Origin of the sequence: Dactylosporangium sp. NPDC006015, assembly GCF_040614215.1 — a bacterium.
Lineage (GTDB): Bacteria > Actinomycetota > Actinomycetes > Mycobacteriales > Micromonosporaceae > Dactylosporangium > Dactylosporangium maewongense.
Window position 1 is genome coordinate 498,760 of sequence record NZ_JBEXUD010000002.1, and the last position, 25,318, is coordinate 524,077.

General features: G+C 71.5%; 22 protein-coding genes. 6 read left to right on the forward strand and 16 right to left on the reverse strand.

Going from position 1 to position 25,318, the window contains the following annotated elements; genetic code table 11:
• Positions 1-589: 589 nt before the first annotated feature.
• Genes ccsB through hemL form a run of 6 tightly spaced genes read right to left on the reverse strand, consistent with a single transcriptional unit; the run spans position 590 to position 6,470 of the window.
• Positions 590-1,642: a c-type cytochrome biogenesis protein CcsB gene (ccsB, locus tag ABZ321_RS05275; RefSeq protein ID WP_354889502.1), complete on the reverse strand. Its 1,053-nt coding sequence runs from the start codon at positions 1,640-1,642 to the stop codon at positions 590-592.
• A complete protein-coding gene (locus tag ABZ321_RS05280) occupies positions 1,642-3,198 on the reverse strand; it encodes a cytochrome c biogenesis protein ResB (protein ID WP_344508198.1) in 1,557 nt (518 codons plus the stop codon). The genes ccsB and ABZ321_RS05280 overlap by 1 nt, the downstream gene beginning before the upstream one ends.
• Positions 3,195-3,947, reverse strand: coding sequence for a cytochrome c biogenesis protein CcdA (locus ABZ321_RS05285; RefSeq protein ID WP_354889504.1), 753 nt, complete (start codon positions 3,945-3,947; stop codon positions 3,195-3,197). The genes ABZ321_RS05280 and ABZ321_RS05285 overlap by 4 nt, the downstream gene beginning before the upstream one ends.
• Positions 3,947-4,483 carry a TlpA disulfide reductase family protein gene (locus ABZ321_RS05290; protein WP_354889506.1) on the reverse strand — a complete coding sequence of 179 codons (537 nt, stop codon included), beginning with the start codon at positions 4,481-4,483 and terminating at the stop codon, positions 3,947-3,949. Before ABZ321_RS05290 ends, ABZ321_RS05285 begins: the two co-directional genes overlap by 1 nt.
• Positions 4,483-5,133 (reverse strand): histidine phosphatase family protein, encoded by a 651-nt coding sequence (locus ABZ321_RS05295; protein WP_344508203.1) that lies wholly within the window; start codon positions 5,131-5,133, stop codon positions 4,483-4,485. The genes ABZ321_RS05290 and ABZ321_RS05295 overlap by 1 nt, the downstream gene beginning before the upstream one ends.
• Positions 5,130-6,470, reverse strand: coding sequence for a glutamate-1-semialdehyde 2,1-aminomutase (gene hemL, locus ABZ321_RS05300; protein ID WP_354889508.1), 1,341 nt, complete (start codon positions 6,468-6,470; stop codon positions 5,130-5,132). The genes ABZ321_RS05295 and hemL overlap by 4 nt, the downstream gene beginning before the upstream one ends.
• A 101-nt stretch (positions 6,471-6,571) precedes the next feature.
• Between hemL and ABZ321_RS05305 the strand changes: the two genes are divergently transcribed.
• A complete protein-coding gene (locus ABZ321_RS05305) occupies positions 6,572-6,901 on the forward strand; it encodes an STAS domain-containing protein (RefSeq protein ID WP_344508207.1) in 330 nt (109 codons plus the stop codon).
• On the opposite strand, the gene ABZ321_RS05310 is transcribed toward ABZ321_RS05305, so the two are convergent.
• Both ABZ321_RS05310 and ABZ321_RS05315 read right to left on the reverse strand, forming a co-directional pair.
• A complete protein-coding gene (locus ABZ321_RS05310; protein WP_344508209.1) occupies positions 6,867-7,466 on the reverse strand; it encodes a response regulator in 600 nt (199 codons plus the stop codon). The genes ABZ321_RS05305 and ABZ321_RS05310 overlap by 35 nt on opposite strands.
• A 32-nt stretch (positions 7,467-7,498) precedes the next feature.
• Positions 7,499-11,866: a HAMP domain-containing protein gene (locus tag ABZ321_RS05315; protein ID WP_344508211.1), complete on the reverse strand. Its 4,368-nt coding sequence runs from the start codon at positions 11,864-11,866 to the stop codon at positions 7,499-7,501.
• Between the two features lie 91 nt (positions 11,867-11,957).
• Between ABZ321_RS05315 and ABZ321_RS05320 the strand changes: the two genes are divergently transcribed.
• Positions 11,958-13,916 carry a SpoIIE family protein phosphatase gene (locus ABZ321_RS05320; RefSeq protein ID WP_354889511.1) on the forward strand — a complete coding sequence of 653 codons (1,959 nt, stop codon included), beginning with the start codon at positions 11,958-11,960 and terminating at the stop codon, positions 13,914-13,916.
• Between the two features lie 146 nt (positions 13,917-14,062).
• Here the strand turns inward: ABZ321_RS05320 and ABZ321_RS05325 are convergent, their stop codons facing one another.
• From ABZ321_RS05325 to ABZ321_RS05360, 8 genes are read right to left on the reverse strand one after another with little or no spacing between them, the layout of a single operon-like run.
• Entirely contained in the window at positions 14,063-14,533 is a 471-nt protein-coding gene (locus tag ABZ321_RS05325; RefSeq protein WP_354889513.1) for a PH domain-containing protein, read from the reverse strand.
• A gap of 14 nt (positions 14,534-14,547) precedes the next feature.
• Entirely contained in the window at positions 14,548-15,138 is a 591-nt protein-coding gene (locus ABZ321_RS05330; protein WP_354889515.1) for a hypothetical protein, read from the reverse strand.
• 9 nt (positions 15,139-15,147) lie between these two features.
• Positions 15,148-16,350 (reverse strand): ABC transporter permease, encoded by a 1,203-nt coding sequence (locus ABZ321_RS05335; RefSeq protein ID WP_354889517.1) that lies wholly within the window; start codon positions 16,348-16,350, stop codon positions 15,148-15,150.
• A complete protein-coding gene (locus ABZ321_RS05340; protein WP_344508221.1) occupies positions 16,347-17,033 on the reverse strand; it encodes an ABC transporter ATP-binding protein in 687 nt (228 codons plus the stop codon). The genes ABZ321_RS05335 and ABZ321_RS05340 overlap by 4 nt, the downstream gene beginning before the upstream one ends.
• A gap of 14 nt (positions 17,034-17,047) precedes the next feature.
• On the reverse strand, positions 17,048-18,274 hold the full coding sequence (locus tag ABZ321_RS05345) for an HlyD family efflux transporter periplasmic adaptor subunit (RefSeq protein ID WP_354889519.1): 1,227 nt from the start codon (positions 18,272-18,274) through the stop codon (positions 17,048-17,050).
• A gap of 36 nt (positions 18,275-18,310) precedes the next feature.
• The gene (locus ABZ321_RS05350; RefSeq protein WP_344508225.1) at positions 18,311-19,921 is read right to left on the reverse strand and encodes a HAMP domain-containing sensor histidine kinase; all 1,611 of its coding nucleotides are present in this window, start codon (positions 19,919-19,921) and stop codon (positions 18,311-18,313) included.
• A 9-nt stretch (positions 19,922-19,930) separates the two neighbouring features.
• On the reverse strand, positions 19,931-20,647 hold the full coding sequence (locus ABZ321_RS05355; protein WP_344508227.1) for a response regulator transcription factor: 717 nt from the start codon (positions 20,645-20,647) through the stop codon (positions 19,931-19,933).
• A gap of 11 nt (positions 20,648-20,658) precedes the next feature.
• A complete protein-coding gene (locus ABZ321_RS05360) occupies positions 20,659-21,717 on the reverse strand; it encodes an HlyD family efflux transporter periplasmic adaptor subunit (protein WP_354889522.1) in 1,059 nt (352 codons plus the stop codon).
• Between the two features lie 133 nt (positions 21,718-21,850).
• Here ABZ321_RS05360 and ABZ321_RS05365 point away from each other — a divergent pair, with 133 nt between their 5' ends.
• The 4 genes from ABZ321_RS05365 to ABZ321_RS05380 all read left to right on the forward strand — a co-directional run bounded on the left by ABZ321_RS05365 (position 21,851) and on the right by ABZ321_RS05380 (position 25,273).
• Positions 21,851-22,417 (forward strand): hypothetical protein, encoded by a 567-nt coding sequence (locus tag ABZ321_RS05365; RefSeq protein ID WP_344508231.1) that lies wholly within the window; start codon positions 21,851-21,853, stop codon positions 22,415-22,417.
• Positions 22,418-22,576: 159 nt separating this feature from the next.
• Positions 22,577-23,068 (forward strand): hypothetical protein, encoded by a 492-nt coding sequence (locus ABZ321_RS05370; protein WP_354889524.1) that lies wholly within the window; start codon positions 22,577-22,579, stop codon positions 23,066-23,068.
• A gap of 137 nt (positions 23,069-23,205) precedes the next feature.
• A complete protein-coding gene (locus ABZ321_RS05375) occupies positions 23,206-23,889 on the forward strand; it encodes a response regulator transcription factor (protein WP_344508235.1) in 684 nt (227 codons plus the stop codon).
• Positions 23,882-25,273: a HAMP domain-containing sensor histidine kinase gene (locus ABZ321_RS05380; RefSeq protein ID WP_344508237.1), complete on the forward strand. Its 1,392-nt coding sequence runs from the start codon at positions 23,882-23,884 to the stop codon at positions 25,271-25,273. Before ABZ321_RS05375 ends, ABZ321_RS05380 begins: the two co-directional genes overlap by 8 nt.
• Positions 25,274-25,318 lie beyond the last annotated feature (45 nt).

The following is a 25,318-nucleotide window of genomic DNA, read 5'->3' on the forward strand; positions in this document are numbered from 1 at the left end:
GCAGGTATCGACGTTCCGTGCAGACGTCGGAAGCGGGCATCAGGCATGGGACCTCGCGCAGCCGTGGGCAGTTGGCACTCACGTTGACGCCGCCGCCAACCCGAGCATCGTCAGCTCCAGCAGCTGACCCCCACTCCACCGATGGCCGACCGCGGCCGATCCGGTTTGAGGCGGGCAACGCCGCCGATCCGGTCGAGGCGGGCAACGCCGCCGCTGCCGCCCGCCGCCGCGGCGTCCACTGCTGCGGCATTCCACCGACCCGGCGTCCAGAAGCGTGGTGATCCAAGGACCGAACTGGCCGTCATGACAGCCGGAACCATCCTTGGATCACGCCAGCGCGACGCCGACCGAACAGGACCAGACATCGGCCGGTGGCACCGCAGCGGAAACCCAGAGCCGGCCGACCCGCGCCCGCGCGGCAGACACCCGACTGCCCAGCAGACGGGCCACCCCTCTGCGGCATCCACCAGACTGGCGCCCGTCAGCGTGATGATCCAAGGACCGAACTGGTCGGCATGACCGCCAGAACTGGACTTCGATCAAGTGGCGGTGAGCAGGGTGGCGGTGTGAGGCGGTGGTGGGGTGAGGGTCAGACGCCGGCGTAGGAGTGGAGGCCGCTGGCGACGAGGTTGACGCCGAAGAGGTTGACGAGCATGGTCAGCCAGCCGACTACGGCGATCCAGGAGGTGACGCGGCGGCTGACGCTCGGGGTGGAGCGGGCGTGGAGGTAGCAGGCGTAGACGACCCAGGCGATGAAGGACCAGACCTCCTTGGGGTCCCAGTTCCAGTATCGGCCCCAGGCAGCCTCGGCCCAGATGGCGCCGGCGATGACGCCGAAGGTCCAGATGGGGAAGGCGAAGGCGTGGACGCGGAAGGTGACGCGTTCGAGGGTGTCGGCCTGGGGGATGCGCTCGCCGAGGCTGTACGGGAAGTTGCGCTTGCCCTGGTCGTGGCCGGTGCGGATCAGGTGCATGGCGGCGGCGACGAAGCCGACGAGGAAGATGCCCGAGGCGATCGAGGCGGCGCCGACGTGGATGACGAGCCAGTAGGACTGGAGCGCGGGGACCAGGGGGCCGACCGGGACGTACAGCGTCATGCCGGCGATCGCGAGCAGGAGGGACGCGACCAGGGTGACGAAGAGCCCCAGGTGCCGGAGGTTGCGCCACTTGAACAGCACGACCAGCCAGGCGGAGACGCCGACGAGGGTGGCGGTCATGACGAACTCGTACATGTTGCCCCAGGGGGCGCGGTCGGCGGCGATGCCGCGGGTGACCAGGGCGCCGACGTGGGCCAGGTAGCCGAGGACGGTGAGACCGACGGCCGCGACACCCGCCCACCGAAGACCCGAACCCGAAGAGTCCGGCTTATCCGAAAAATCGGAAATGTCCGCGGGGGAAGGGGAAGCGGAGGAAAGGGAAGCGGGAGAAGGGGAAGAGGAGGCCGAAGAAGAGGAAAGCGCGGAAGAGGTGGAAGCCGCGGCGGCCACCGGGATGGCTTCGACCGCTGGGGCGCCAGCAGTTATCAGCGCGCGCTGGCCGACGAGGCTGCGGGCGCCGAACGCATATTCGACGGCGTACGCCAGCATGGCCAGGACGTAGCTGAAGATCGTGACGACCAGCAGCTGATTGGACAACCCACCCATCAAACGACCTCCTTGACGTCAGCGTCAGTCTGCGCCACCTGGTCCGGCACGGTGGCGGCAGGGGTCACCGCGGCCACGATGGACTCGAACTCCTCGGCGAAGCCCGGGTAGTCGCCGCGCGGCAGGCCGCCCGCGGACATGCCGGTCGGGGTGATGCGGAAGAACACGCGGCGGCGCTTGCCGGTGAGGGAGCCCAGCAGGCCGAGCAGCAGCGCGGCCGCGCCGCCCAGGACGATCGGCTGGCCGGGGTCGTGGCGGATCGAGATGCTGATCCACTGCTCGGTGCCGAGGAACTCGACCGTCGTGCCGTCCGGGAGGGTGCCCTTGTCGCCGGGCTTGAGCATGATCGGGTCGCCGAAGGGGCTGAGGCGCTTCGCGTCGATCTGGCGCTGGTCCAGCGTGTACACGGACAGGGGCGCGCCGGCGTCGAAGCCGAGGACGCCGCGGTACGCCTGCAGCATGAGACGCGGGTCGTTCTCGGCGGGGAAGGCCGACGACGCGACCGAGGGGTCGGACGGCAGGGTAGGCAGGTAGACGCCGGAGAAGCCGATCTGGGCCTTCTCGTCGCGGGTGCCGGTCGACGGGTTCAGGTTGACGTCCGGGAAGGTGGCGACGCCGTCGCTGGTGAGCATCCCGTCCTTGGGCAGGAAGGCGGCGACCTGCTCGTGCGTCTTGCCGTACTTGTCGGTGTAGCGCAGCCGGGGGGCGTACCCGTGGCCGAGCAGCGACACGTTGGCGCCCGAGAGGCGCAGCGGGTCGTTGACCTGCAGCACGTGCTTGGAGGAGCGGCCCCGCTCGGTGACGGTCACGTCGGCCTTGTAGGTGACGGGCTGGCCGTTGTCGAGGTACGTGGCGGCGAACTTGTCCATCCGCACGCAGAAGCGGGGCAGGTCACCCTCGCCGACCTGGGCGCCGAGGGCGTGCTCGTCGTAGTTGAGCAGGGTGTTGCAGAAGGCGAAGTCCTGCCCCTGGATGAGCAGCCGGTTGCCGTGCCAGCCGAACCACGACCCGTACGCGACGCCGATAAGCAGCGACAGCAGCGCGAAGTGGAAGACCAGGTTGCCGGTCTCCTTGAGGTACCCCTTCTCCGCGCTGATCTCGGTGACGTCACCCGAGACCCGCACGACGGTCCGGAAGCGCCGACGCCGCAGAACCCCCAGAACCGAAGAAACGGATGAAACGGGCAAGTCAGCAGCAGAGGCGGGTAGCCGGGAGAACCGCGCCGGGGCCGGCGGGGGCTTGCGCACCATCGCGGCGAAGTGGGACCGGAAGCGGGGCACCAGGCAGCCGACGAGCGACGTGAAGAGCAGCAGGTAGATCGCCGAGAACCACGGCGAGGCGTACACGTCGAAGAAGAAGAACCGGTCCAGCGTCGGGCCCCAGTCGGGGTTGTCCCGCAGGTACTGCCGGACCTGCTCGGGCGACACGTTGCGCTGCGGCAGGACCGAGCCGGGGATGGCGGCGACGGCGAGCAGGAACAGCAGCACCAGCGCGGTGCGCATCGAGGTCAGCTGGCGCCAGGCGCGCCGGCACACGGAGACGAGCCAGCGCGTCACAGCGGCACCAATCCGGGCCCGAAGTTGGCCGTTAGGGCGATCATGAGCGAGTGCCAGACGCCGGTGATGAGCGCGACGCCGACGAGGACGAGCAGGGCGCCGCCGATGCGGGTCACCCAGCGGCTGTTGCGGCGGATGAACTTGATGACGCCGATGAGTCGCTGGAAGCCCAGCCCGACCGCGATGAAGGGCAGGCCGATGCCGAGGCTGTACGCGATGGCGAGGGTCACGGCCCGCGCCTGCGAGCCGCTGGTGGAGCCGAGCGCGATCATCGCGGCGAGCGTCGGACCGGTGCACGGCGCCCAGGACAGGGCGAAGACGACGCCGAAGACGGGGGCGCCGACGAGCCCGGCGGCCGGGAGCCGCTGGATCCGCCACTGCCGCTCCAGCCCCGGCACCAGGCCGATGAAGGCCAGACCGAGGACGATGACGATCACGCCCGCGACGATCTCGATCGTCCGGCGGTGGATCATGAGCTGCATGGCGGCGCTGGTCGCGAGGACGATGAGGGTGACGAAGACGGCCGTGAACCCGGCGATGAAGAGCGCGACCCCGGCGACGACCCGGCCCCGGCGCTGCCCGGAGTCGAGGTCGGCGCCCGCGAGGCCGGTGACGTAGGAGAGGTAGCCGGGCACGAGCGGCAGGATGCACGGCGACAGGAAGCTGGCCAGCCCGGCGAGGACGGCGACGGCGATCGCACCGACCAGCGGGCCGCTGGCGGTGAAGTCGAAGACGTCGGCGAGGAGCATCAGGCCTGCTCGGCGACCAGGTCGCGCACGATCGGCTCGAGCAGCTTCTGGTCGACCTGGGAGCGGATGACGGCGGCGACCCGGCCGCTGCGGTCGATGACCAGCGTGGCGGGGATCGTGTTGGGCGGCACGGGGAACTTCAGCGGCAGCTCGCCGGGTGGGTCGAAGATGCTGCCGTATGTCGGCTTCACGTCGGCCAGGAAAGAGGCGGCGGGGTCGCGCTGGTCGCGGACGTTCACGCCGACGAAGACGACGCCGTCGCCCTTGGTCGCGTCGTACACCTTCTCCAACTCCGGCGCCTCGGTGCGGCACGGCGCGCAGTAGGACGCCCAGAAGTTGATCACGACGACCTCGCCCTTGTGCTGGGCGAGGTCGAACGAGCCGGCGCGGTCCATGAAGTCGCCGCGCATCGCCGGCGCCGCCACCCGGTCGGAGACAGCGATCTTGCGACTGCCGAGGGCGTTCTGCGGGGCGGCGCTGTCGCAGGCGGCCAGGAAGACGCAGGCGACGAGGATCCACAGGAGGCGAGCTCGCATCATGCGCCCTTCGCGTCGCGCGCGCCCGGCGACATGGCGACGAGGTGCGCGGCCGGTTCGCTGTACGCCACCCCGACGATCTTCGTGTCCTCGAAGTGGAAGCTGGTGTAGCTGGCGAGGTTGCACTCGCGCTTGCGGGGGTCGTGCCACAGCCGCTTGCGCTCGACGTGCCGGCGCAGCGTCCAGATCGGCAGCTGGTGCGACACGCACACGGCCTCGTGGCCCTCGGCGGCCTCCCTGGCGGCCATCAGCGCGGCGAACATGCGCGAGGCGATCGCCGTGTACGGCTCGCCCCACGACGGGGTCACCGGGTCGCGCAGCACCCACCAGTTGCGGGGGTCGCGGAGCGCGCCGTCGCCGGCGCCGACCCGCTTGCCCTCGAAGAAGTTGCCGCTCTCGATGAGCCGCTCGTCCACGGCGATCGGCAGCCCGAACTGGTCGGCGATCGGCGACGCGGTCTGCTGGGCGCGCTCCAGCGGGCTCGCCACCACGTGGGTGATGTCCTTCTCGGCGACGGCCTGGGCGGCGGCCTTGGCCATCTGCACGCCGAGCTCCGACAGCCGGTAGCCGGGAAGGCGGCCGTAGAGGATCTTCTCCGGGTTGTGCACCTCACCGTGCCGCAGCACGTGCACGATCGTCTTGGTCGTCATGAGAGGCCCGCCGAGGCGGCCGCGGCGGCGCGGGCGGCGTGCGGGAGGGCGGCCGAGATGACGTCCAGGGCCTCGGCGCCGATCGCGGTGGAGACGAACCACGACTCGTAGGCGCTGGGCGGCAGGTAGACACCCCGGGACAGCATGGTGTGGAAGAACGCCTTGAACGCCGCCACGTCCTGCGTGCGCGCGTCGTCGTAGTTCCGCACCGGCTGCGCCGTGAAGAAGATCGAGAACATGCTGCCGGCGGTGGCGAGCGTGTGCGGTACACCCGCCGCGGCCAACGCATCGGAGGACAGCTTGCCGATCGTGGCCGCCGTCGCGTCGAGCTGCGCATAGACCTCGGGGGTCGCCAGTCGCAGGGTCGCGAGGCCGGCCGCGCAGGCGAGCGGGTTGCCCGACAGTGTGCCGGCCTGGTAGACCGGGCCGGCCGGGGCGAGGTGCGCCATGATCGACGCGCGACCGCCGAACGCGGCGGCCGGCAGCCCGCCGCCCATGACCTTGCCGAAGGTCCACAGGTCGGCGTCGACGGGCTCGAGGCCGACCCAGCCGGCCCGGCTGACCCGGAAGCCGGTCATGACCTCGTCGAGGATGAGCAGCGCGCCGTGGCGGTGGGCGAGCTCGGCGAGCTTGCCGTTGAACCCGTCGTGCGGCGCGACGACGCCCATGTTGCCGCAGGCCGCCTCGGTGATCACGGCCGCGATCCGGTCGCCCTCGGCGGCGAAGACCGCTTCGACGGCGGCGATGTCGTTGTAGGGCAGGACGATGGTGTCCCCCGCCGCCGCACCGGTGACGCCGGGCGAGTCGGGCAGCGCGAGGGTCGCGACCCCGGACCCGGCGGCGGCGAGCAGCGCGTCGACGTGACCGTGGTAGCAGCCGGCGAACTTGACCACCTTGGGCCGGCCGGTGAAGCCGCGGGCGAGCCGGAGCGCGCTCATCGTGGCCTCGGTGCCGGAGTTGACCAGGCGGACCTGCTCGACCGGGGTGCGCGCGACGATCTCCTCGCCGAGCGCCACCTCGCCCGGTGTCGGGGTGCCGAAGCTGGTGCCGTGCGCGGCCGCGGCGGTGATCGCACCGATCACCTCGGGATGCGCGTGGCCGAGGATCAGCGGCCCCCACGAGCAGACCAGGTCGACATAGCGTCGCCCGTCGGCGTCGGTGAGCCAGCAGCCCTCGCCACTGACCATGAACCTGGGGGTGCCACCGACCGCGCGGAACGCCCGGACAGGTGAATTCACCCCACCCGGCACGATGGCCTGAGCGCGGTCGAACAGTGCCTGCGAAGCCGGAGCGTCACCCGCGTAGGGGCCGAGGCCGGCGGAGTCAATAGCTGTCACAGCCTGCCCATTCTGACAGCCCGCCCGAGGCGACGCCGACCGCCCCCGGGCGGCCTGTGCCCGACGCCACTGCGGGCGCTGATCCACGTTAGGCTGTGCGGGTGGATCGACCGGAGCTTTCCGTCACAGTGCGGCGCGCGCCGACCGAGACCGTGGTATCGCTCGCGGGCGAGATCGACATGTCCACGGTCCAGCGGCTGGCGACAACCGTCGATGAGATCCTCGGCGGCGACGCCCCGCAGCGGGTCGTCCTCGACATGAGCGGCGTGACGTTCTGCGACTCGCAGGGCCTCGGCACGCTCGTCGTCCTCAGCCGCAAGGCGACCATGGCACAGAGCTACCTGGTGCTGACCAACGTCGGCGCGTTCCTGATCCGAGTCCTGGACATCACGGGCCTCAGGGGCGCACTGATGATCCAGGAGCCTGCCTGAAGGCTCTGGTCAGCGCCTCCATCGCCTTCTCCACCTGCGAGCGCCCGACCTCGCCGCCGGCGGCCAGCCCGGCCTTCAGCAGCGCGGTGGCCTCGTCGACGGCGACCCCGGCGGCCCGTAACTCGCCGTCCCGGGCCTTGACCAGCTCGGACTGCACCGCGAGCTGTGAGGTCTTCGTCCACAGCTCGACGAACACGGACACCTTCGCCCGGAGCACCCATGGGTCGAAGGGCTTCGTGAGGTAGTCGACGGCGCCGGCAGCGTACCCGCGAAGCGCCAGGTGCGAGTCACGGTCGGCCGCGGTGAGGAAGATGATCGGCACGTGCCGGGTCCGCTCGCGGCGCTTGATGTGCCGGGCGGTCTCGAAGCCGTCCATCGTCGGCATCTGCGCGTCCAGCAGGATCAGGGCGAAGTCGTCCACCAGCAGGTGCTTGAGGGCCTCCTCGCCGCTCTCGGCGGCGACGCCCTGGACCGGCAACCCCTGCAGGATCGCCTCCAGGGCGAGGAGATTGTCCCGCCGGTCGTCGACGAGCAGCACCTTCGCCGGCCGGTCCGGTCCAGTCAAAGACGCGCCCCTTTCTTCCGTTTCGGAGCAACCTACACCGCGCGACCCTCCCCGTTTACCCAAGCGGCCATGACGTCAAGCAGCTCGTCAAGATCGACCGGCTTGGTGATGTAGTCGCTCGCCCCGGCGGCCAGGGACGACTCGCGGTCGCCGGGCATCGCCTTGGCGGTCAGGAACACCACCGGGAGCTTCGCGAAGCGCCGGTTGCGCCGGATCGCCCGGGTCGTCTCGTTGCCGTCCTGGTCGGGCATCATCGCGTCCATCAGCACGATGTCCACGCCCGGGTGCTCCGACAGCACGCGCACACCGTCGGCGCCGTTGTCGGCGTACAGGACGGTCATTCCGTGCAGCTCGAGAGCGCTGGTGAGGGCGAAGACGTTGCGGACGTCGTCGTCGACGATGAGCACGGTCGCGCCGTCGAGCTGATGCGCCGCCGCGGTCGGGCGCCGCTCCGGGGTCGGCAGCGCCCGCAGCATCGCCGGGCCGGGCGGCAGGCTGCGCACCGGCGCCAGGGGCTGCGCCGGCACGGTGTGCACGGTCTGGGTGACCTCGGTCGCGATGACGTCCGGCAGGTACAGGGTGAAGACGGCGCCCCGGCCGACCTCCGAGGTGACCCCGATCGCACCGCCGAGCAGCCGGGCCAGCTCGCGGCTGATCGACAGGCCGAGGCCGGTGCCGCCGTACTTGCGGCTGGTGGTGCCGTCCGCCTGCTGGAACGCCTCGAAGATCAGCGCGACCTTGTCGTTGGAGATGCCGATCCCGGTGTCGGCGACCGCGAACGCGATCACCCGGCGCGCGCCGGCGAGCGTCGGCGACGAGAACTGCAGGTCGGGCGTGGCGACGCTGATCGACAGCGTGACCGCGCCCTTCTCGGTGAACTTCACCGCGTTGGAGATCAGGTTGCGCAGGATCTGCTGGAGGCGCTGCGGGTCGGTGACGATCGCGGGCGGCAGCTCCTCGGTCGTGCCGACCGTGAAGTCGAGGCCCTTGTCCTCCGCCTGCGGGGCGAACGCCTGCTCCACGTACGAGCGGATCTCGTCGAAGGAGACCTCACCGGGCTCCACGTCCATGCGGCCCGCCTCGATCTTCGACAGGTCGAGGATGTCGTCGATGAGGGCGAGAAGGTCGGAGCCCGCGTTGTGGATCGTCGCGGCGAACTCGATCTGCTTCGCGGTGAGGTTGGCGTCCGGGTTGTCGGCGAGCAGCCGCGACAGCAGCAGCATCGAGTTGAGCGGGGTGCGCAGCTCGTGGCTCATGTTGGCGAGGAACTCAGACTTGTACTGCGACGCCTGCGCCAGCTGCTGCGCCTTCTCCTCCAGGCCGAGGCGGGCCATCTCGATCTCGCGGTTCTGCTTCTCGATGTTGCCCTTCTGCTCCGACAGCAGCGTCGCCTTCTCCTCCAGCTCGGCGTTGGTGCGCTGGAGCTCCGCGGACTGGTCCTGCAGCTCCAGCGCGAGGCGCTGCGACTGGGACAGCAGCTCCTCGGTCCGCCGGTTGGCGAGGATCGTCTTGAGCGCGACGCCGATGGTGACCACGAGCCGGTCGAGGAACGCCAGGTGCAGCTCGGAGAACGAGGCGACGCCGGCGAACTCGATGACGCCGAGCGGCTCGCCCTCGAACAGCACCGGCAGGACGACGAGGTCCGCGGGCGGGGTCGCGGCGACCCCGGAGCGGACCTGGAGCCGGCCGTCCTGGGGTGCGCTGACCCGGATCGCGCGGCGCGACAGCGACGCCTGCCCGATCAGGCCCTCGCCGGGTGCGAAGCTGACCTCGGCGCCGGGCGCCATGTAGCCGTAGGACGCCTCCAGGCGCAGTCGCAGGCCGGACCCGGCGTCGGCGCCGGCCAGGAAGAACGCGCCGATCTGCGCGTCGACCAGCGGCGTCACCTCGGCCATGATCATGCGGCAGACCTCGCCGAGGTCGCGTTGGCCCTGCAGGAGGCCGCCGACGCGGGCCAGGTTGGAGTCGAGCCAGCCCTGCTCGGCGTTCTTCTTCGTCGTCTCGCGCAGCGTGACGATCATCTGGTTGATGTTGTCCTTGAGCTCGGCGACCTCGCCGAGCGCCTCGACCGCGATCCGCTGGGTCAGGTCGCCGCGGGTCACGGCGGTGGACACCTGCGAGATCGCCCGCAGCTGGGTGGTCAGCGTCGAGGCGAGCTGGTTGACGTTCTCCGTCAGGTCGCGCCAGGTGCCGGAGACGCCGCGCACCTGGGCCTGGCCGCCGAGCTTGCCCTCGGAGCCGACCTCGCGGGCCACACGGGTGACCTCGTCGGCGAACGACGACAGCTGGTCGACCATCGTGTTGACCGTCGACTTCAGCTCCAGGATCTCGCCGTGCGCGTCGACGGTGATCTTCTGGGACAGGTCGCCGCGGGCGACGGCGGTGGTGACCTGGGCGATGTTGCGGACCTGGGACGTCAGGTTGGACGCCATCGAGTTGACGTTGTCGGTGAGGTCGCGCCAGGTGCCGGAGACGCCCTTCACCTGCGCCTGACCGCCGAGCTTGCCTTCCGTGCCGACCTCGCGGGCCACACGCGTGACCTCGTCGGCGAACGACGACAGCTGATCCACCATCGTGTTGACCGTCGACTTGAGGGCGAGGATCTCGCCCTGGGCGTCGACGGTGATCTTCTGCGACAGGTCACCACGGGCGACGGCGGTGGCGACCTGGGCGATGTTACGGACCTGGGCGGTGAGGTTGGACGCCATGAAGTTCACGTTGTCCGTCAGGTCCCGCCAGGTGCCGGCGACGCCGCGCACCTGGGCCTGACCGCCGAGCTTGCCCTCCGTGCCGACCTCGCGGGCCACACGCGTGACCTCATCGGCGAACGACGACAGCTGATCCACCATCGTGTTGACCGTCGACTTCAGCTCCAGAATCTCGCCCCGGGCGTCAACGGTGATCTTCTGCGACAGGTCACCACGCGCCACCGCCGTCGCGACCTGCGCGATGTTACGGACCTGGGACGTCAGGTTGGACGCCATGAAGTTCACGTTGTCGGTCAGGTCCCGCCACGTGCCGGCGACGCCCGTCACCTGGGCCTGACCGCCGAGCTTGCCCTCCGTGCCGACCTCGCGGGCCACACGCGTGACCTCATCGGCGAACGACGACAGCTGATCCACCATCGTGTTGACCGTCGACTTCAGCTCCAGAATCTCGCCCCGGGCGTCGACCGTGATCTTCTGCGACAGGTCACCACGGGCCACCGCCGTCGCGACCTGCGCGATGTTACGGACCTGGGACGTCAGGTTGGACGCCATGAAGTTCACGTTGTCCGTCAGGTCCCGCCACGTGCCGGCGACGCCCGTCACCTGCGCCTGACCGCCCAGCTTGCCCTCCGTGCCGACCTCGCGGGCCACACGCGTGACCTCGTCGGCGAACGACGACAGCTGATCCACCATCGTGTTGACGGTGTCCTTGAGCTCGAGGATCTCGCCCTGCGCGACGACGGTGATCTTCTGCGACAGGTCACCCCGGGCCACGGCGGTGGCGACCTGGGCGATGTTGCGGACCTGGCCGGTGAGGCTGGACGCCATCGAGTTGACGTTGTCGGTGAGGTCCTTCCAGGTGCCTGCCACACCCGGCACGTCCGCCTGGCCGCCGAGCTTGCCCTCCGTGCCGACCTCGCGGGCCACGCGGGTCACCTGCTCGGCGAAGATCCGCAGCGTGTCGACGAGCGAGTTGATCGTCTCGGCGAGCTCGGCGACCTCGCCCTTGGCCGTCACCGTGATCTTCTGCGACAGGTCGCCGCGGGCGAGCGCGGTCGCCGCGGTGGAGATCGACCGGACCTGGCCGGTGAGGTTCGCGGCCATCGAGTTGACCGAGTCGGTGAGGTCGCGCCAGGTGCCGGCGACCCCGGTCACCTGCGCCTGGCCGCCCAGCTTGCCCTCGGTGCCGACCTCGCGGGCCACACGCGTGACCTCGTCGGCGAACGACGACAGCTGGTCGACCATCGTGTTGACCGTGCGGCCGATGGTGAGGAACTCGCCACGCAGCGGCCGGCCGTCGATCTCCAGCGCGAGCTGCTGCGAGAGGTCGCCCTCGGCGACGGCGACGATGACCCGGGCGATCTCCGTGGTGGGCCGCCCCAGGTCGTCGATCAGCGAGTTGACCGCGTGGATGCGGTCCAGCCACGCCCCCTCGAAGCCCTCCTCGTCGAGGCGCTCGGTCATGCGGCCCTCGCGGCCGACGACCCGGCTGATCCGCATGACCTCGCGGGTGTGCCGCAGCTTGAGCTCGGCGAGCCGGTTGAAGCGCTCGACGACCTCGCCGGGCAGGCCGTCGCGGCGGCTCAGCCGGTACTTCAGGTCGCCCGACGCCAACCGGTCCAGCCCGGTGGACAGCTCCTCGAGCAGCAGCGTCTCGGGACTCTTCTGGGTGACTTCTTCGACTGTGGTCATGACGTCTCCACCGGTCTCGGGGGCAGGCGGTGTCCACCCATCGTCGTCTCCAGGTTGGATTGTTACCACCGTTCGGTAGAGACTGCGAGGTGTGAACGCCCCGACCGTCCGGAGGATCCGACTCCCGGCCGACCATAGCTCTCCTGGGCTGGCCCGCGAAGCGATCCGGACGATCGTGCACGAACGGGATCTGGGCGGCATTCTCGACGAGGCGCTGCTGCTGGTGACGGAGCTGACGACCAACAGCGTCGTGCACGCCGGCACCGAGGTCGACGTGGAGATCACCGCCGCCGACAATTCGCTGACGGTCACCGTGCTGGACTTCAAGCCCGGCACGGTCGTGCCCAACATCCCGGCGCCCGGCACCGACCTGGACGAGCGCGGCCGCGGCCTGCTGCTCGTCGACCAGCTGGCGTCCTCCTGGGGCACCCTGCACTTCGGCGGCGGCAAGGGCGTCTGGTTCCGGCTGGACAAGAAGCCCGGCACCGTCGGCAGCGACAGGACACCACCCAGCTTCGAGATCCCCGTCGCGCCCGCACCGGAGGCGCTCAGCGCGCTCGGCTGGTCGGGCACCGGCACGTCGCTGACCGAGGTCTCGGAGGAGCTGCTCCAGCGGCTCGTCGGCGTGATCGGCGGGACCGGCGCGGCGCTGACCCTGGACGAGGGCGACGGCCCGCACACGGTCGCCGCCGTCGGCCGGCTCACCGGGACCGTCGACAGCGGCCTGCGGGTGCCGCTTCGGGTCACCAAGCCCTGGCGGGCGGAGCTTCTCGTGGCCGGCGGTGGTGGCAACCCGTACGCGCGGCCGCTGACGTCGCTCGCCGCGGACCGGCTGATGCTGCTGATCGAGAACCACCGGCTGCGCCGCACCGACTCGGAGCGGCGCACCTGGCTGACGTTCCTCGCCGACGCCAGCGAGCTGCTCGCCCAGTCCCTCGACGTGGAGCTGACCCTCGCCCTCATCCCGCGGCTGGTGGTGCCGCGACTGGGCACCTGGTGCGCGATCCACGCCGCCGACGCCGGCGGTGAGCTGCGGCTCGCCGCGGCCGCGCACGCCGACGAGTCGATGCTCACCGGGCTGCTCGACTCGCTCACGCACGCGGCCCCGCAGCTGAAGGAGGCGATGGGCACCGACGCGGTGGTGCCGCTCGGCCCGCCGCTGGAGGGGTATGTCCTCGCGCTGATCGCCCGCGGGCAGCACCTGGGCACGCTGACGGTCGGCGGTGGCGGCGACACGTGGCAGCGCAGCGAGGAGGTCGCCGTCGTCGAGGACGTGGCCCGCCGCGCCGCGCTCGCGATCGACAACGCCAACATCCACGCCGAGCGGCGCAGCATCGCCCAGGCCCTGCAGCGCTCGCTGCTGCCGCCGCAGCTGCCGAAGGCCGAGGGCGTGGAGTTCGGCGCCGAATACGTGCCGACCGGCGAAGGGGTCGACGTCGGCGGCGACTTCTACGACGTGGTGCCGCTCTCCGGCCGCCGCTGGCTGGTGGTCGTCGGCGACGTGTCGGGCAAGGGTGTCCAGGCGGCGACGGTCACCGGCCTGGTGCGGGACGTCACCCGCGTGCTGGTCCGCGACGGCCGGCCGATGCCCGAGACGCTGAAGCGGATCAACGAGACGCTGCTCGAGCGGGGCGCCGGCCGCTTCTGCACGCTCTGCCTGGCGGAGATCCTGCGCCGCCCCGACGGCACCCTTGACGTGGCGCTGCACCTCGCCGGGCACGACCAGCCGGTGCTGCTGCGCGCCGACGGCAGCACGGAGCTCGCCGGCCGGTGCGGCACCGCCCTCGGCCTGCTCGACACGATCAACACCCCGCGCACCCAGATCACGCTGCAGCCCGGCGACACGCTGATCTTCTACACCGACGGCGTCACCGAGCGCCGCCGCGGCGCGGAGCTCTTCGGCGTCGACCGGCTGCGCAAGGAGGCGGCGCTGCTGGCCGGCTTCCCCGCCGACGTGGTCGTCGCCCGCCTGCGCGCGACGACGCTGGGGTTCTCCGCGGAGGCGCCCCGCGACGACATCGCCATCTTCGCCGTCCGCAACGACAGCTAGCACCCAGCGACAGCTGTCCGCAACGACAGCTAGCACCCAGCGACAGCTGTCCGCAACGACAGCTAGCACCCAGCGACAGCTGTCCGCAACGGCAGCTGGAAGCCAACGACAGCCAGAAGCCAGCGACGGCTGGAAGCCGACGGCAGCTAGAAGCCGCGGAGCCGGAGCAGCTCCTCGTAGACGTCGGCCGGGTGCGCGTTGAGGTCGTACCGGCTGAGCAGGAACAGCTGCTCGCCCGCGTCGATCTCCAGGAGCTCGCTGCGCATGCCGCCACGGGACCGGGCGTCGACGCGCATCCGCTCGACCTGCACCCACTCGACCCGGCGGCGGCCCGCGTAGCCGCTGACGACGGTGACTCCGTCCGGGTCCGCGGCGAGACGGACCGGCGCGACGAAGTCCCGCAGCGCATAGACGCCGAGGATGGCCGCGGCGACCACCGCGGCGGTGAGCATCCGGCGGTCGCCCGCGGCGAACACGCCGGCGACCAGGAGGCCGATCGCCGCACAGGCCTTCAGCGCGGCGAAGCCGGTCGACACCCGCCACCGTAAGGCGGTCGCCTGCGGCTGCGGCTGCGGCTGCGGCTGCGAGGGGTCGAAGGTTCCGCTGCGGAGGTCCATGCCCCCAGCATGCGCTACTTCGTCTTGGTGATCGAGGTGGCGGTGACGGTCCCGTCGGCGTTCTGGCCGACGATCGTCACGCTGGAGCCGGCGGTGAGGTCCTTCAGCGCGCCCGGCATCGAGACGGTGGTCGTGCCGCTGGTCTTCACGATCAGCGTCTGGCCGTCGGCGGTCTCCACGTAGACGGTGGTGCCGTCGACGAGCTTGACGGTGCCGGTGATGCCGCCCCGCGTGCCCGTCTGCCCGGTGCCGGTGCCGCCTTGCGCTCCGCCGGGGAAGCCGCCCCGCCCGGCGAACTGGCTCGCCAGCGCCGCCGGGTTGGCGCCGCCGCCCGGGGTCGAGGCCGCCGGTGCGGTGCCGTAGGACTTCTGCACCTGCGCGCCGCCGACGAAGCCGGCGACCAGCAGCGCCAGCCCGGCCAGGACGTACGTGGCGCGGTTGGCGAGCCGGCGCGGCGCCGCCTTGCTGATCCGCTCGCTCAGGTCGTCGTCGAGCGGCTGCGCGAGCAGGTCGTCCGGTTCCGGCTCCGGTTCTTCGAGGAGCACGACCGGCTCGAGGACCTCGGTGTCCGCATTGTCGGAAGGCCGGCGAAAGGCGTGACTCACAGGAATCTCCTACTCATAGCGCAGCGCTTCGATGGGGCGCAGGCCGGCGGCGCGGCTGGCCGGGTAGCTGCCGAAGAACAGCCCGATCGCGACCGAGAACCCCAGCGCCAGGAAGACCGAGCTGGGCACGATCACGGGTTGGATGCTGACGATCGTGAACCGGCTGCCGATCACCGCCGCGGCCACGCCCAGGAGCCCGCCGATCAGGCTCAGCACGGTCGCCTCGACCAGGAACTGGGTGAGGATCGTGCGCTTCGGCGCGCCGAGCGCCTTGCGGATGCCGATCTCGCGGGTCCGCTCGGTGACGGTGACCATCATGATGTTGGTGATGCCGATCCCGCCGACCAGCAGGCTGATCCCGGCGACCGCGCCGAGCAGCAGCGTGAAGGTCTCCGCGGTGTTCGCGCGGGTCTCCAGCAGCTGCGAGGCGTTCTGGATGCGGTACGCGCTGGTGCTCGACCCGGTGATGTTCAGCTTGGCGTTGAGGATCGCCGTGACCTCGCCCTGCGCGTCGCTGACGTCCTCCGGCGCGGTCGCCTGCACCAGCAGCTGGTTCAGCGACCCGTAGCCGGTCAGCGACTCCTGCACCGCGGTGACCGGGGCGATCGCGACGTCGTTGGGGTCGGTGAAGCCGGTGCCGCCCTTGTCGGCGAGCACCCCGACGACGGTGAAGAGCTTGCCGGACACGGTGATCTGCTTCGACAGCGGGTCGACGGCGCCGAACAGCTCCTCCGCGACGGTCTTGCCGATGAGCACGACCTTGCGGGAGTCCTTGACGTCCTCGTCGGTGAAGAGGGCACCCTTGTCGACCTTGAAGTTCGAGGCCGCGACATAGCCCGGGTAGGTGCCGACGAACTGCGCGATCGTGTGGTCGGTGCCCTCGTACGTTGCCGACTGCGAGCCGGTGACGACCGGCGACACGCTGCGCACGTGCGGCGCCTCGTCCTTGTCGGAGAGCGCGGGCACCAGGTCCATGGTGAGCGCGGTGCTCGTGGTCGCCGCCGCACCTCGCGCGCCACCGCCACCGCCGGCCGTGACGGTCAGCGTGTTCGTCCCCAGTGACTCGATCTGCTTCTGTACGGCCTGGGCCGAGCCGTTGCCGACCGCGACGAGCAGGATGACCGCCGCGACGCCGATGAGGATGCCGAGCACGGTGAGGCCGGACCGCAGCTTGTTGGCGGTGATCGCCCGCAGGGCGAAGACGATGTTCATTTCAGCCGCTCATCCTGGACGATGTGTCCGTCGACGAGCCGGATCAGTCGCTTCGCCCGCTCGGCGACGTCCGGCTCGTGGGTGATCAGCACGATCGTCCGGCCCGACGCGCTGAGCCGGTCGAAGACGGCCAGGACGTCGCTGGTGGACTGCGTGTCGAGGTTGCCGGTCGGCTCGTCCGCGAGCACCAGCGCCGGCGCGGTGACCAGGGCCCGCGCGACGGCGACCCGCTGCTGCTGGCCGCCGGAGAGCTGGTTGGGCTCGTGGCCGGCGCGGTCGGCGAGCCCGACCATCGCCAGGGCCAGGTTGGCCCGGCGGCGGCGCTCCGCGGACCTCACCCCCGCGTAGGCGAGGGGCAGCTCGACGTTGGCGAGGGCGGTGGTCCGCGCGATCAGGTTGAACGCCTGGAACACGAACCCGATCCGCCGGTTCCGCACGAGCGCGAGCTGCCGGTCGTTGAGGCGGCTCACGTCGACGCCGTCGAGCAGGTACTTGCCGGTCGTCGGGATGTCGAGGCAGCCGAGGATGTTCATCAGCGTCGACTTGCCGGAGCCCGACGAGCCCATGATCGCGACGTAGTCGCCGCGCTCGACGGTCAGCGACACCCCGCGCAGGGCCTGGACCTCGGTCTCGCCCTGCCCGTAGATCTTCTTGACCTTCTGGACGTCCAGAACTGGGTGCATGTCGCCGGGTCCCATCAGTTGCCCTGGCGGCCGCCGCCGCCACCGGTGAAGCCACCGCCGCCGGTGAAGCCGCCACCGCCACCGGGGAAGTTGCCGCCGGGGAACTGGTTGGTGTTGGTGCCGGTCGTCGAGCCGGTCGTCGTCGTGGTGATCACGACCTGCTCGCCGGCCGTGAGCCCCGACTTGATCTCGACGAACGAGCCGCCGCTGATGCCGACCTCGACCGTGCGGGTCTCCACCTGGCCGTTGACCTGCACCTGGACGGTGCGCTGGCCGCCGGCCGTGCGCAGCGCCTGGGTCGGGATGCGCACCACGTTCTGCGCCTCGGCGATCGTCACGACCGCCGTGGTGCTCTGTCCGAGCCGCACCCCTTCCGGCAGCGTGTCCAGGCCGATGACCACCGCGTAGGAGTTGACGTTGTTGGTGGTCGTCGCCGTCGGCGAGATCGTGCTGACCTTGCCGTTGGCGCGGGTGCCGCTGAGCGCGCTCCAGCTGATCTCCGCGGTCTGGCCGGGCTTGAGCTTCGTCGCGTCGGCCTCCGCGAAGCCGGCGTTGATCTGCAGCTTCGTCAGGTCGGCGAGCTGGATGAAGCCGCTCGAGCTGCTGCTGGAGGAGGTCGCGCCGCCGGTACCGCCGCCGCCGGACGAACCAGAAGATGACCCGGAAGACGACGAGGCCGATCCGACGGCGCCGTTCACGGCGGTGACCGTGCCGGCGATCGGGGCGGTCAGGACCGTGCCGTTGACGGTCGTCTGCGCCGACGTCACGCTGGCCTGCGCGGTCGCGACCTGCGCCTCCGCGGAGGCGATGGTGGCGTCGTCGGCGTTGTTGTTCTCCGCCCGGGTGAGCGCCGCCTTCGCCGCGGTCAGGTTGGCCTTCGCGGTGTTCAGCGACGCGTTGGCGGCCGTCGGGTCGATCTTCGCCAGGACCTGCCCCTTGGTGACCACGTCGCCGACCTTCACGTCCACCTCGGTGACCGTGCCCGAGCTGGTGAAGTTGGCGTTGGCGGTCGCGGAGCTGGCGACCGAGCCCGACGCCGACACCGTCTGCGACACCGTGCCCTGGGAGGCCGCGACGACCCTGGTCCGCGTGGTGGTCTGCGACGCCTGGGCGGCCGCCGGGCCGGAGACGATCTGATAGGCCCAGAGCCCGCCGCCGACCGTGGCGACCGCGAGCGCGGCGTTGATCAGACCCACGGAGTTCGGACGAGGCCGGCGTAGAGACGGCAGCGACAAACGCATGAGGGGAATCGTGGTGGGTGCCGCTCGGAGCGACCCTCAGTCCACCTCGGAGTTACCTCGGAATTCGGTTGCCCCGGTTTCTCCGGATTCGTCGTCGTCAGGGCCGTCGGGCTCGTCCTCGAAGTCCGGCTCGTCCATCGCCGGCAGCAGCACCCGGAACCGCGTACCGACGCCCGGTGCCGTCCACAGCTCGACCCGCCCGCCGTGCGCCTGCACGATCGCCGCGACGATGGCGAGGCCCAGCCCGGCGCCGCCGTGCCGGCGGGAGCGGGAGCCCTCCGCGCGGTACAGGCGCTCGAACACCCTGGTGGCGTCCTCCGGCTTCATGCCCGGCCCCGTGTCGCTGACCTCGATCGCGGCGAGCGGCACCCCTTCGGGCAGCGGCGCACCGATCGACGCGGTCGGCGGCGGGGTGTCGCCGGTCGCCCGCCCGACCCGCACGACGACGCGGGTGTCCTCCGGCGTGTGCTGCAGCGCGTTGCTGACCAGGTTGGCGACGACCTGCCGGATGCGCGCCTCGTCGCCCTCCACGGTGACCGGCTCGAACGTCACCGACCGCTCGTCGAGCGCCGACAGCTGCACGAACCGGGTCGGCACCCGCACGTGCGCGTCGCGCACCGAGTCGGCGGCGACGGCGAGCAGGTCCACCGGGTGCCGCTGCAGGGCCCGCTCCTCGTCCATCCTGGCCAGGGTCAGCAGGTCGTTGACGAGCAGCCGCATCCTGCTGACCTCGGCCTCGATGCACGCCATCGCCTCGTCCAGCGCGGGTCCGGGCGGGGCACCACCGCGCCGGTACAGCTCGGCGAAACCCTGCACGGAGGTCAGCGGCGTGCGCAGCTCGTGTGCGGCGTCGGCGAGGAACTGGCGCAGCCGGCGCTCCGAGTCGGCGCTGTCCTCGACGGCCTCCTCGATGCGGGTGAGCATCGTGTTCAACGCGATGCCGAGCCGCCCCGACTCCGTGTGCGGGTCGGCGTCGACGATCCGGCTGGACAGGTTGCCGTCCGCGATCTCGACCGCGGTCTCCTCCATGCGGGTCAGCGGGCTCAGCCCGACCCGCACCAGCGACGCCGTCGCGAACCCGGCGAAGCCGAGCACGATCAGGCTCACCAGCAGCGAGTACTGCAGCATCCGGTCCCGCGTGTCCTGGATCTCGACGAGGGAGACCGCGTTGGCGCCGTATCCGTTGGCCCCGGCCGCGGTGCCCGTCGGCACCGGCAGCGCGAACACGATCACCCGCCAGTCCTCGCCGGCCGGGCTGGTGACCGTGAACGGCTTCGGGTCCTCGGCCCGCTGCCGGACGTCACCGAAGAGCGCCGGGTCCAGCACGACCGTCGGCGGCTCCTTGAGCTTGCCCGTGCTGTCGAAGCGGTAGATCTGGTACAGCGGTCCGGGGAAGAACTCGCCGCTGTACCGGTCGCGCCGCCCGCCCGTCACCGAGGCGCTGGGGCTCGGGTTCGGGTTGCGGCCGACGAACGCGGGCGGGTGCGCCGAGTGCTCCAGCTGGTCGTCGATGCGCTGCATCAGGTACCAGTTGAGCAGCCCGACACCGATCGCGTTGGCGGCGATGAGGGCGACCCCGGCGAGGGCCACCACGGAGACGACGATCCTCGCGCGGACCGTCCACTGGCGCCAGGGCCTGAGTCTCACCGCTGCGGCCTACTTCTGGGGCAGGCGCAGCGCGTAGCCGACCCCGCGGACGGTGTGGATCAGCGGCGGATCCCACTTGTCGACCTTGCGGCGCAGGTAGTAGACGTACGACTCGACGATGCGCCCGTCGCCGCCGAAGTCGTAGTTCCACACGCGGTCCAGGATCTGCGCCTTGCTGACCACCCGGCCGGCGTTGGTCAGCAGGTACCGCAGCAGGTTGAACTCGGTCGGGGAGAGGTCGACCCGGTGCCCGCCGCGGCGGACCTCGTGCGCGTCCTCGTCCATCTCCAGGTCCGCGTAGCGCAGCACCCCGCCGTCGACGAGCTGCTGCTGATCGCCCAGGCTGCGGCGCAGGATCGCGCGGATCCGCAGCACGACCTCCTCCAGGCTGAACGGCTTCGCGACGTAGTCGTCGGCGCCGACCGTCAGCCCCGAGATGCGGTCCTCCACGGAGTCCCGCGCCGTCAGGAACAGCACCGGCACCGGCCGCTGACTGCCGCGCAGCCGCTGCGCGACCTCGAACCCGTCCAGGTCGGGCATCATCACGTCGAGCACGACCAGGTCGGGCGCGAACTCGGCGGCGGCCGCGAGGGCCTCCCGCCCGCCGCCGGCGACCTTCACGTCGAAGCCGGTGAGCCGCAGCGTCGCGGACAGCAGGGCACGGATGCTCGCCTCGTCGTCCACGACGAGGACCTTCGGCTGTGGCGTGTTCGCCTGTACGGTCATCGGCTCCATCGTCACCGACCCGCCGTCAGGATCTCGTCGCCTTCGGCAAGTCCGCTCGTGATCTCGGTGTTGACGTCGCCGCGCAGCCCCGTCGCGACCTTGCGCTCCTCGTCCCGGCCGTTGACCCTGACCACGACCACGCCGCCGCGCACGGCCGTGGAGGGCACCGACAGCACGCCGTCCACGGACGCGGTGACCACTGCGACAGTAGCGCTCTGCCCGTAGAGCAGCGTGTCGGGCACCTTGTCGAACGCGATCAGCGCCGCGTAGCGCACCAGCCGGTTCGACACCGTGCCGGCCGGGTCGATCTGGATGACCTTGCCGTCGTACTTCGCGCTCGCGTTGTCCGGCAGCGTGATCCGGGCGACCTGCCCGACCTTGAGGTGGGCCACCTCCGCCTCGGTGAACTGCGCCTTCACCACGACATCGCCGGTGCCGGCGAGCGTGATCACGCTCGAGCCGGCGGCGGACCCGACGGTGCCGTTCACGTCGAGGATCTTGCCCGCGAGCGGCGCGGTGATCACCGTCCCGGCCAGCTTGGCGTTGGCCTGGGTGAGGGTGAGCTTCGCGTTGTTGAGCCGCTGCTGCGCGTTGAGCAGGTTGTCGCTGGCGTTCTGGACACTGTTCTGGTTGCCGGTGCCGGGGTTCTGTCCGCCGCCGGGCGCGCGGCTGGCGCTCGGGCTGACGCTGGGCGTGCTGGTGGCGCTCGCCTGGGCGGTCTCCGCGCGGTCCAGGGCGTCCTCGGCGCTGTCGACGCTCTCCTCGGCGGCGTCCACCGACTCCTGCGCGGCGGTCGCGTCGATCCTGGCCAGCACCATGCCGGCGGCGACGACGTCGCCGGGCTTGACGTTGAGCTCCGTCAGCATGCCGCTGCTGGTGAACCCGAGCGTGCGGCTCTGCTGCGCCTGCACCGTCCCCGACGCGGAGACCGTCGTCGAGACCGACCCGCGGGTCACCTTCGTCGTGCTCACCTTCGCCGGCGCGACCTTCTCGTCGCCGGTCAGCAGGACCCCCACGACGACCGCGACCGCGAGCACGGCAGCCCCTCCGGCCAGCCACCAGACCTTCATGCCTGCTAGTTGACCGGTCCCGGCTCCCGGTCAGCTCGACCGGACCTCAAAGTTCCCTGGGAAGGCGCTCTCACCGAATTTTGAGGTCCAGCCCACGGTGCGTCGAGGTTCGCGCCGTTGCATGTCGGGAGTGATGACCAAGCGGATCGGTGGGGCCGCCCTCGCGCTCGCCGCGGTGGCGTTCTTCGCCACAGCCTGCGGATCTTCGGACAGCGCGGCGCCGGCCACGGCGGCGTCCGGCACCGACTACGCGTCGTGCCTGCGCGACAACGGCGTCAACCTGCCGCAGATGAACGGCTCGGGACGCCCCACCGCCCGTCCTGACGGCAACGCGTCGGGCCGACCGACCGCGTTCCCGTCGGGGCAGCCGCGCCCGTCCGGCAGCGGTGGGTTCCGCGGCGGTGGCGGTGGCTTCTTCGGTACGGCCGCGCCGAACGGCGTGGACCAGCAGACCTGGGAGAAGGCGCAGAAGGCCTGCGAGTCGCTGCGCCCGACCGCGTTCCCGAGCGGCGGGTTCGGCAACGGCGGAGGCGGCGGCAACGGTGGCGGCCGGGATGCGGCGTACCGCAACTGCCTGACCGAGCACGGCGTCACCGTCAGCGGCCCGGTCGACCAGCTCGACACCGCCGACGCGAAGGTGGCGGCCGCCGTCACCGCCTGCGCTCCCCTCAAGCCCAGCCCCCGCCCGTCCGCTTCGTAGCCCTCCCCCGGAAAGTCGGACAGGCGGTGCGCCGGTCTTGCGGGCGCGGCGGTGGAGAAAAGGACATCGTGGGAGTGTCCTGACACTACGCCCGCAAGATCGGCGCGTTTCCGGGGCCGCGACGCGTGTCGCTGAGCGCGAACCGTCGTTGGCTTCGATATGGAGACGCTGGACACCTTCACGTGCACGTTCCTGCCGGCCACCGCACTGGCGAGGCTGTCCGCCGCGACCATCCGCCGCCACGTGCAGGTGCTGCGCGGCTGCGCCGGGGACCGTGACGCCGTCGCCGTCGTCGCCCGCTGCACGTCGCGCGCCTCCCGCAACAGCGTGCTGATGCTGACCCGCAGCCGCCTCGTGATCACCACCGAGTCGCCGCTGCTGCGCCGGGTCTCCCTGCACCTCAACACCGACCTGCACTCGCTCGCCGATGTCACCTGGACCCCCGAGCCGACCCGCTCCGGCATCCAGCTCGGCGTGACCGCCATCGACGGCGTCCGCGAGAACGTCTGGGTCCGCCTGCCGAACAAGGTCGAGACGTGGCGCCTCGACGAGGCCCTCAAGCAGGCGTTCCGCACCCCGTGGGGCGTGGTCGCCGCCGCCGCGACGCCCCGGGTCCCCGCCCTGGCCAAGGCGGTCCTCCGCTTCGCGTGAGCGATCGGCCCACCCTTCGCGGCAGGCGCTGGCTTCCTCGCGAAGGGTGAGCCGATCGATGTTCTTGTATCCGACCGACTCGATGCCCAAACCTCGCCCGAACATCGGGCGGGATGCGGGCGCGGCAGAATGGGCCCGTGGATCAGGGCAAGGGGCTGGTGCTGGTCGTCGAGGACGAGCGGCCGATCGCCGACCTGCTGCGCATGTATCTGGCGCGCGAGGGCTTCGGGGTGCACGTCGAGCACGACGGCACGGCGGGCCTGGCCGCGGCGCGGAAGCTGCGGCCCGTCGCGTGCGTGCTGGACATCGCGCTGCCGGGGATGGACGGCACGGAGATCTGCCGGCGGCTGCGGGAGGCCGGTGACTGGACGCCGGTGCTGTTCCTGACCGCGCGGGACGACGAGGTCGACCGGATCCTCGGCCTGGAGCTGGGCGGCGACGACTACGTGACCAAGCCGTTCAGCCCGCGGGAGCTGGTCTCGCGGGTGAAGGCGGTGCTGCGCCGCACGCAGGGGCCGCCCGACGTCGAGCAGGTCCGCACCGTCGGACCCGTCACGCTCGACCCCGCGCGGCGGGAGTGCCTGGTCGACGGCGCGCCGGTGGTGCTGACGTCGACGGAGTTCGCGCTGCTGGCGCACCTGATGAACCGGCCGGGGCGGGTGTTCACGCGGGAGGAGCTGCTCGGCTCGGTGTGGGGGTACGCCGCGCATTCCGGCACCCGGACGGTCGACGTGCACGTGGCGCAGGTGCGCGGGAAGCTCGGCGCCGCGGCGGGGGTGCTCAGGACGGTGCGGGGCGTCGGGTACACCGCCGATGCTTAGGGCCGGGTTCCGGTCCATCGCCGGACGCAGCGCGCTGGTCACGTGCCTGGTCGCGGTCATCTCGGTGCTGGTGACGGCGCTCGTCGGGGCGCCGCTGGCGATCCAGGAGGCCAACAAGGCGGCCCGGGTCCGGCTGGCCGACGACGCGACGCTGACCGCCGAGCTGCTGCGCCCCCGGTTCAACACGCCCAGGAGCACGGACGAGCAGGTGATCGTCGAGCGGCTGCGGACCCGCGGGATCCAGGTCTACCTGATCCGGGCGGGGCAGCCGGACCGTGCGGGGCTGCCCGACGGGGTGGTCAAGACGGTCGGGGCCGGGCGGCCGGTCCCGGTCCGGCGGGCGGTGGTGGACCAGCAGGTCCAGCTCGTGGTGGGCCGGCCGATCGGCAACGCGGGCAACGGGATCGTGCTGACCGAGCGGATGCCGTCGCGCCAGGCGACCATCACGCGGCTGTGGGGGCAGCTGTGGATGGCGCTGCTGGCCGGGTTGGCGGCCGGACTGCTGGCGGGCGTGCTGCTGGCCAGGAGGATCGCGCGGCCCATCCGCACCGTGGCGGACGCGGCCAACCGGCTCACCGCCGGGGACCGGTCGGTCACGCTGGACGCGGACGGGCCGGCGGAGGTGGCGGACCTGGCGCACGCGGTGAACGCGCTGACCGCGGCCCTCGCCACGAGCGAGGGGCGCGAGCGGGACTTCCTGCTGTCGGTGTCGCACGAGCTGCGCACGCCACTGACGACGATCCGCGGCTACGCGGAGGCGCTCGCGGACGGGGTGGTGGGTCCGGACGGGGCGCAGCGGGCCGGGCAGACGGTGCTCGACGAGGCGGAGCGGCTCGACCGGCTGATCGCCGACCTGCTGGTGCTGGCCCGGCTGGAGGCCGCGGACCTGCCGGTCGAGGTGGTCGACGTGGATCTGACCCAGCTGGTGGCGGCGACCGCCGAGGCGTGGGGCGGGCGGCTCACGGCGGCGGGGCTGCTGCTGCGCACGGAGCTGCCGCCGATGCCGGTGCCGGTGCGCACCGACCCGGGACGGATCCGCCAGATCGTCGACGGCCTGCTGGAGAACGCGCTGCGGGTCGTGCCGTCCGAGCAGGCGACAGGGGTGCCGGTGGTGCTGGCGCTGGTGTGGGGGCCGGCGGAGGCGTCGATCGAGATCCGTGACGGCGGGCCCGGGTTCACCGACGACGACCTGGCGGTGGCCTTCGAGCGGGGTGCGTTGTCGCGGCGGTACCAGGGCGCGCGCAAGGTCGGCAGCGGGCTGGGGCTGGCGCTCGCCGCGCGGATGGCCCGCCGGCTCGGCGGCAGGATCGAGGCCGGTCACGCGCCCGAGGGCGGGGCGAGATTCACGGTGACGGTGCCGTTTGGGCCGGGTGAGAGGAGGTAGTGCACCCGTCGGCTCAAATTCGGCGGAGCTCGGAGCAGCTCGGAC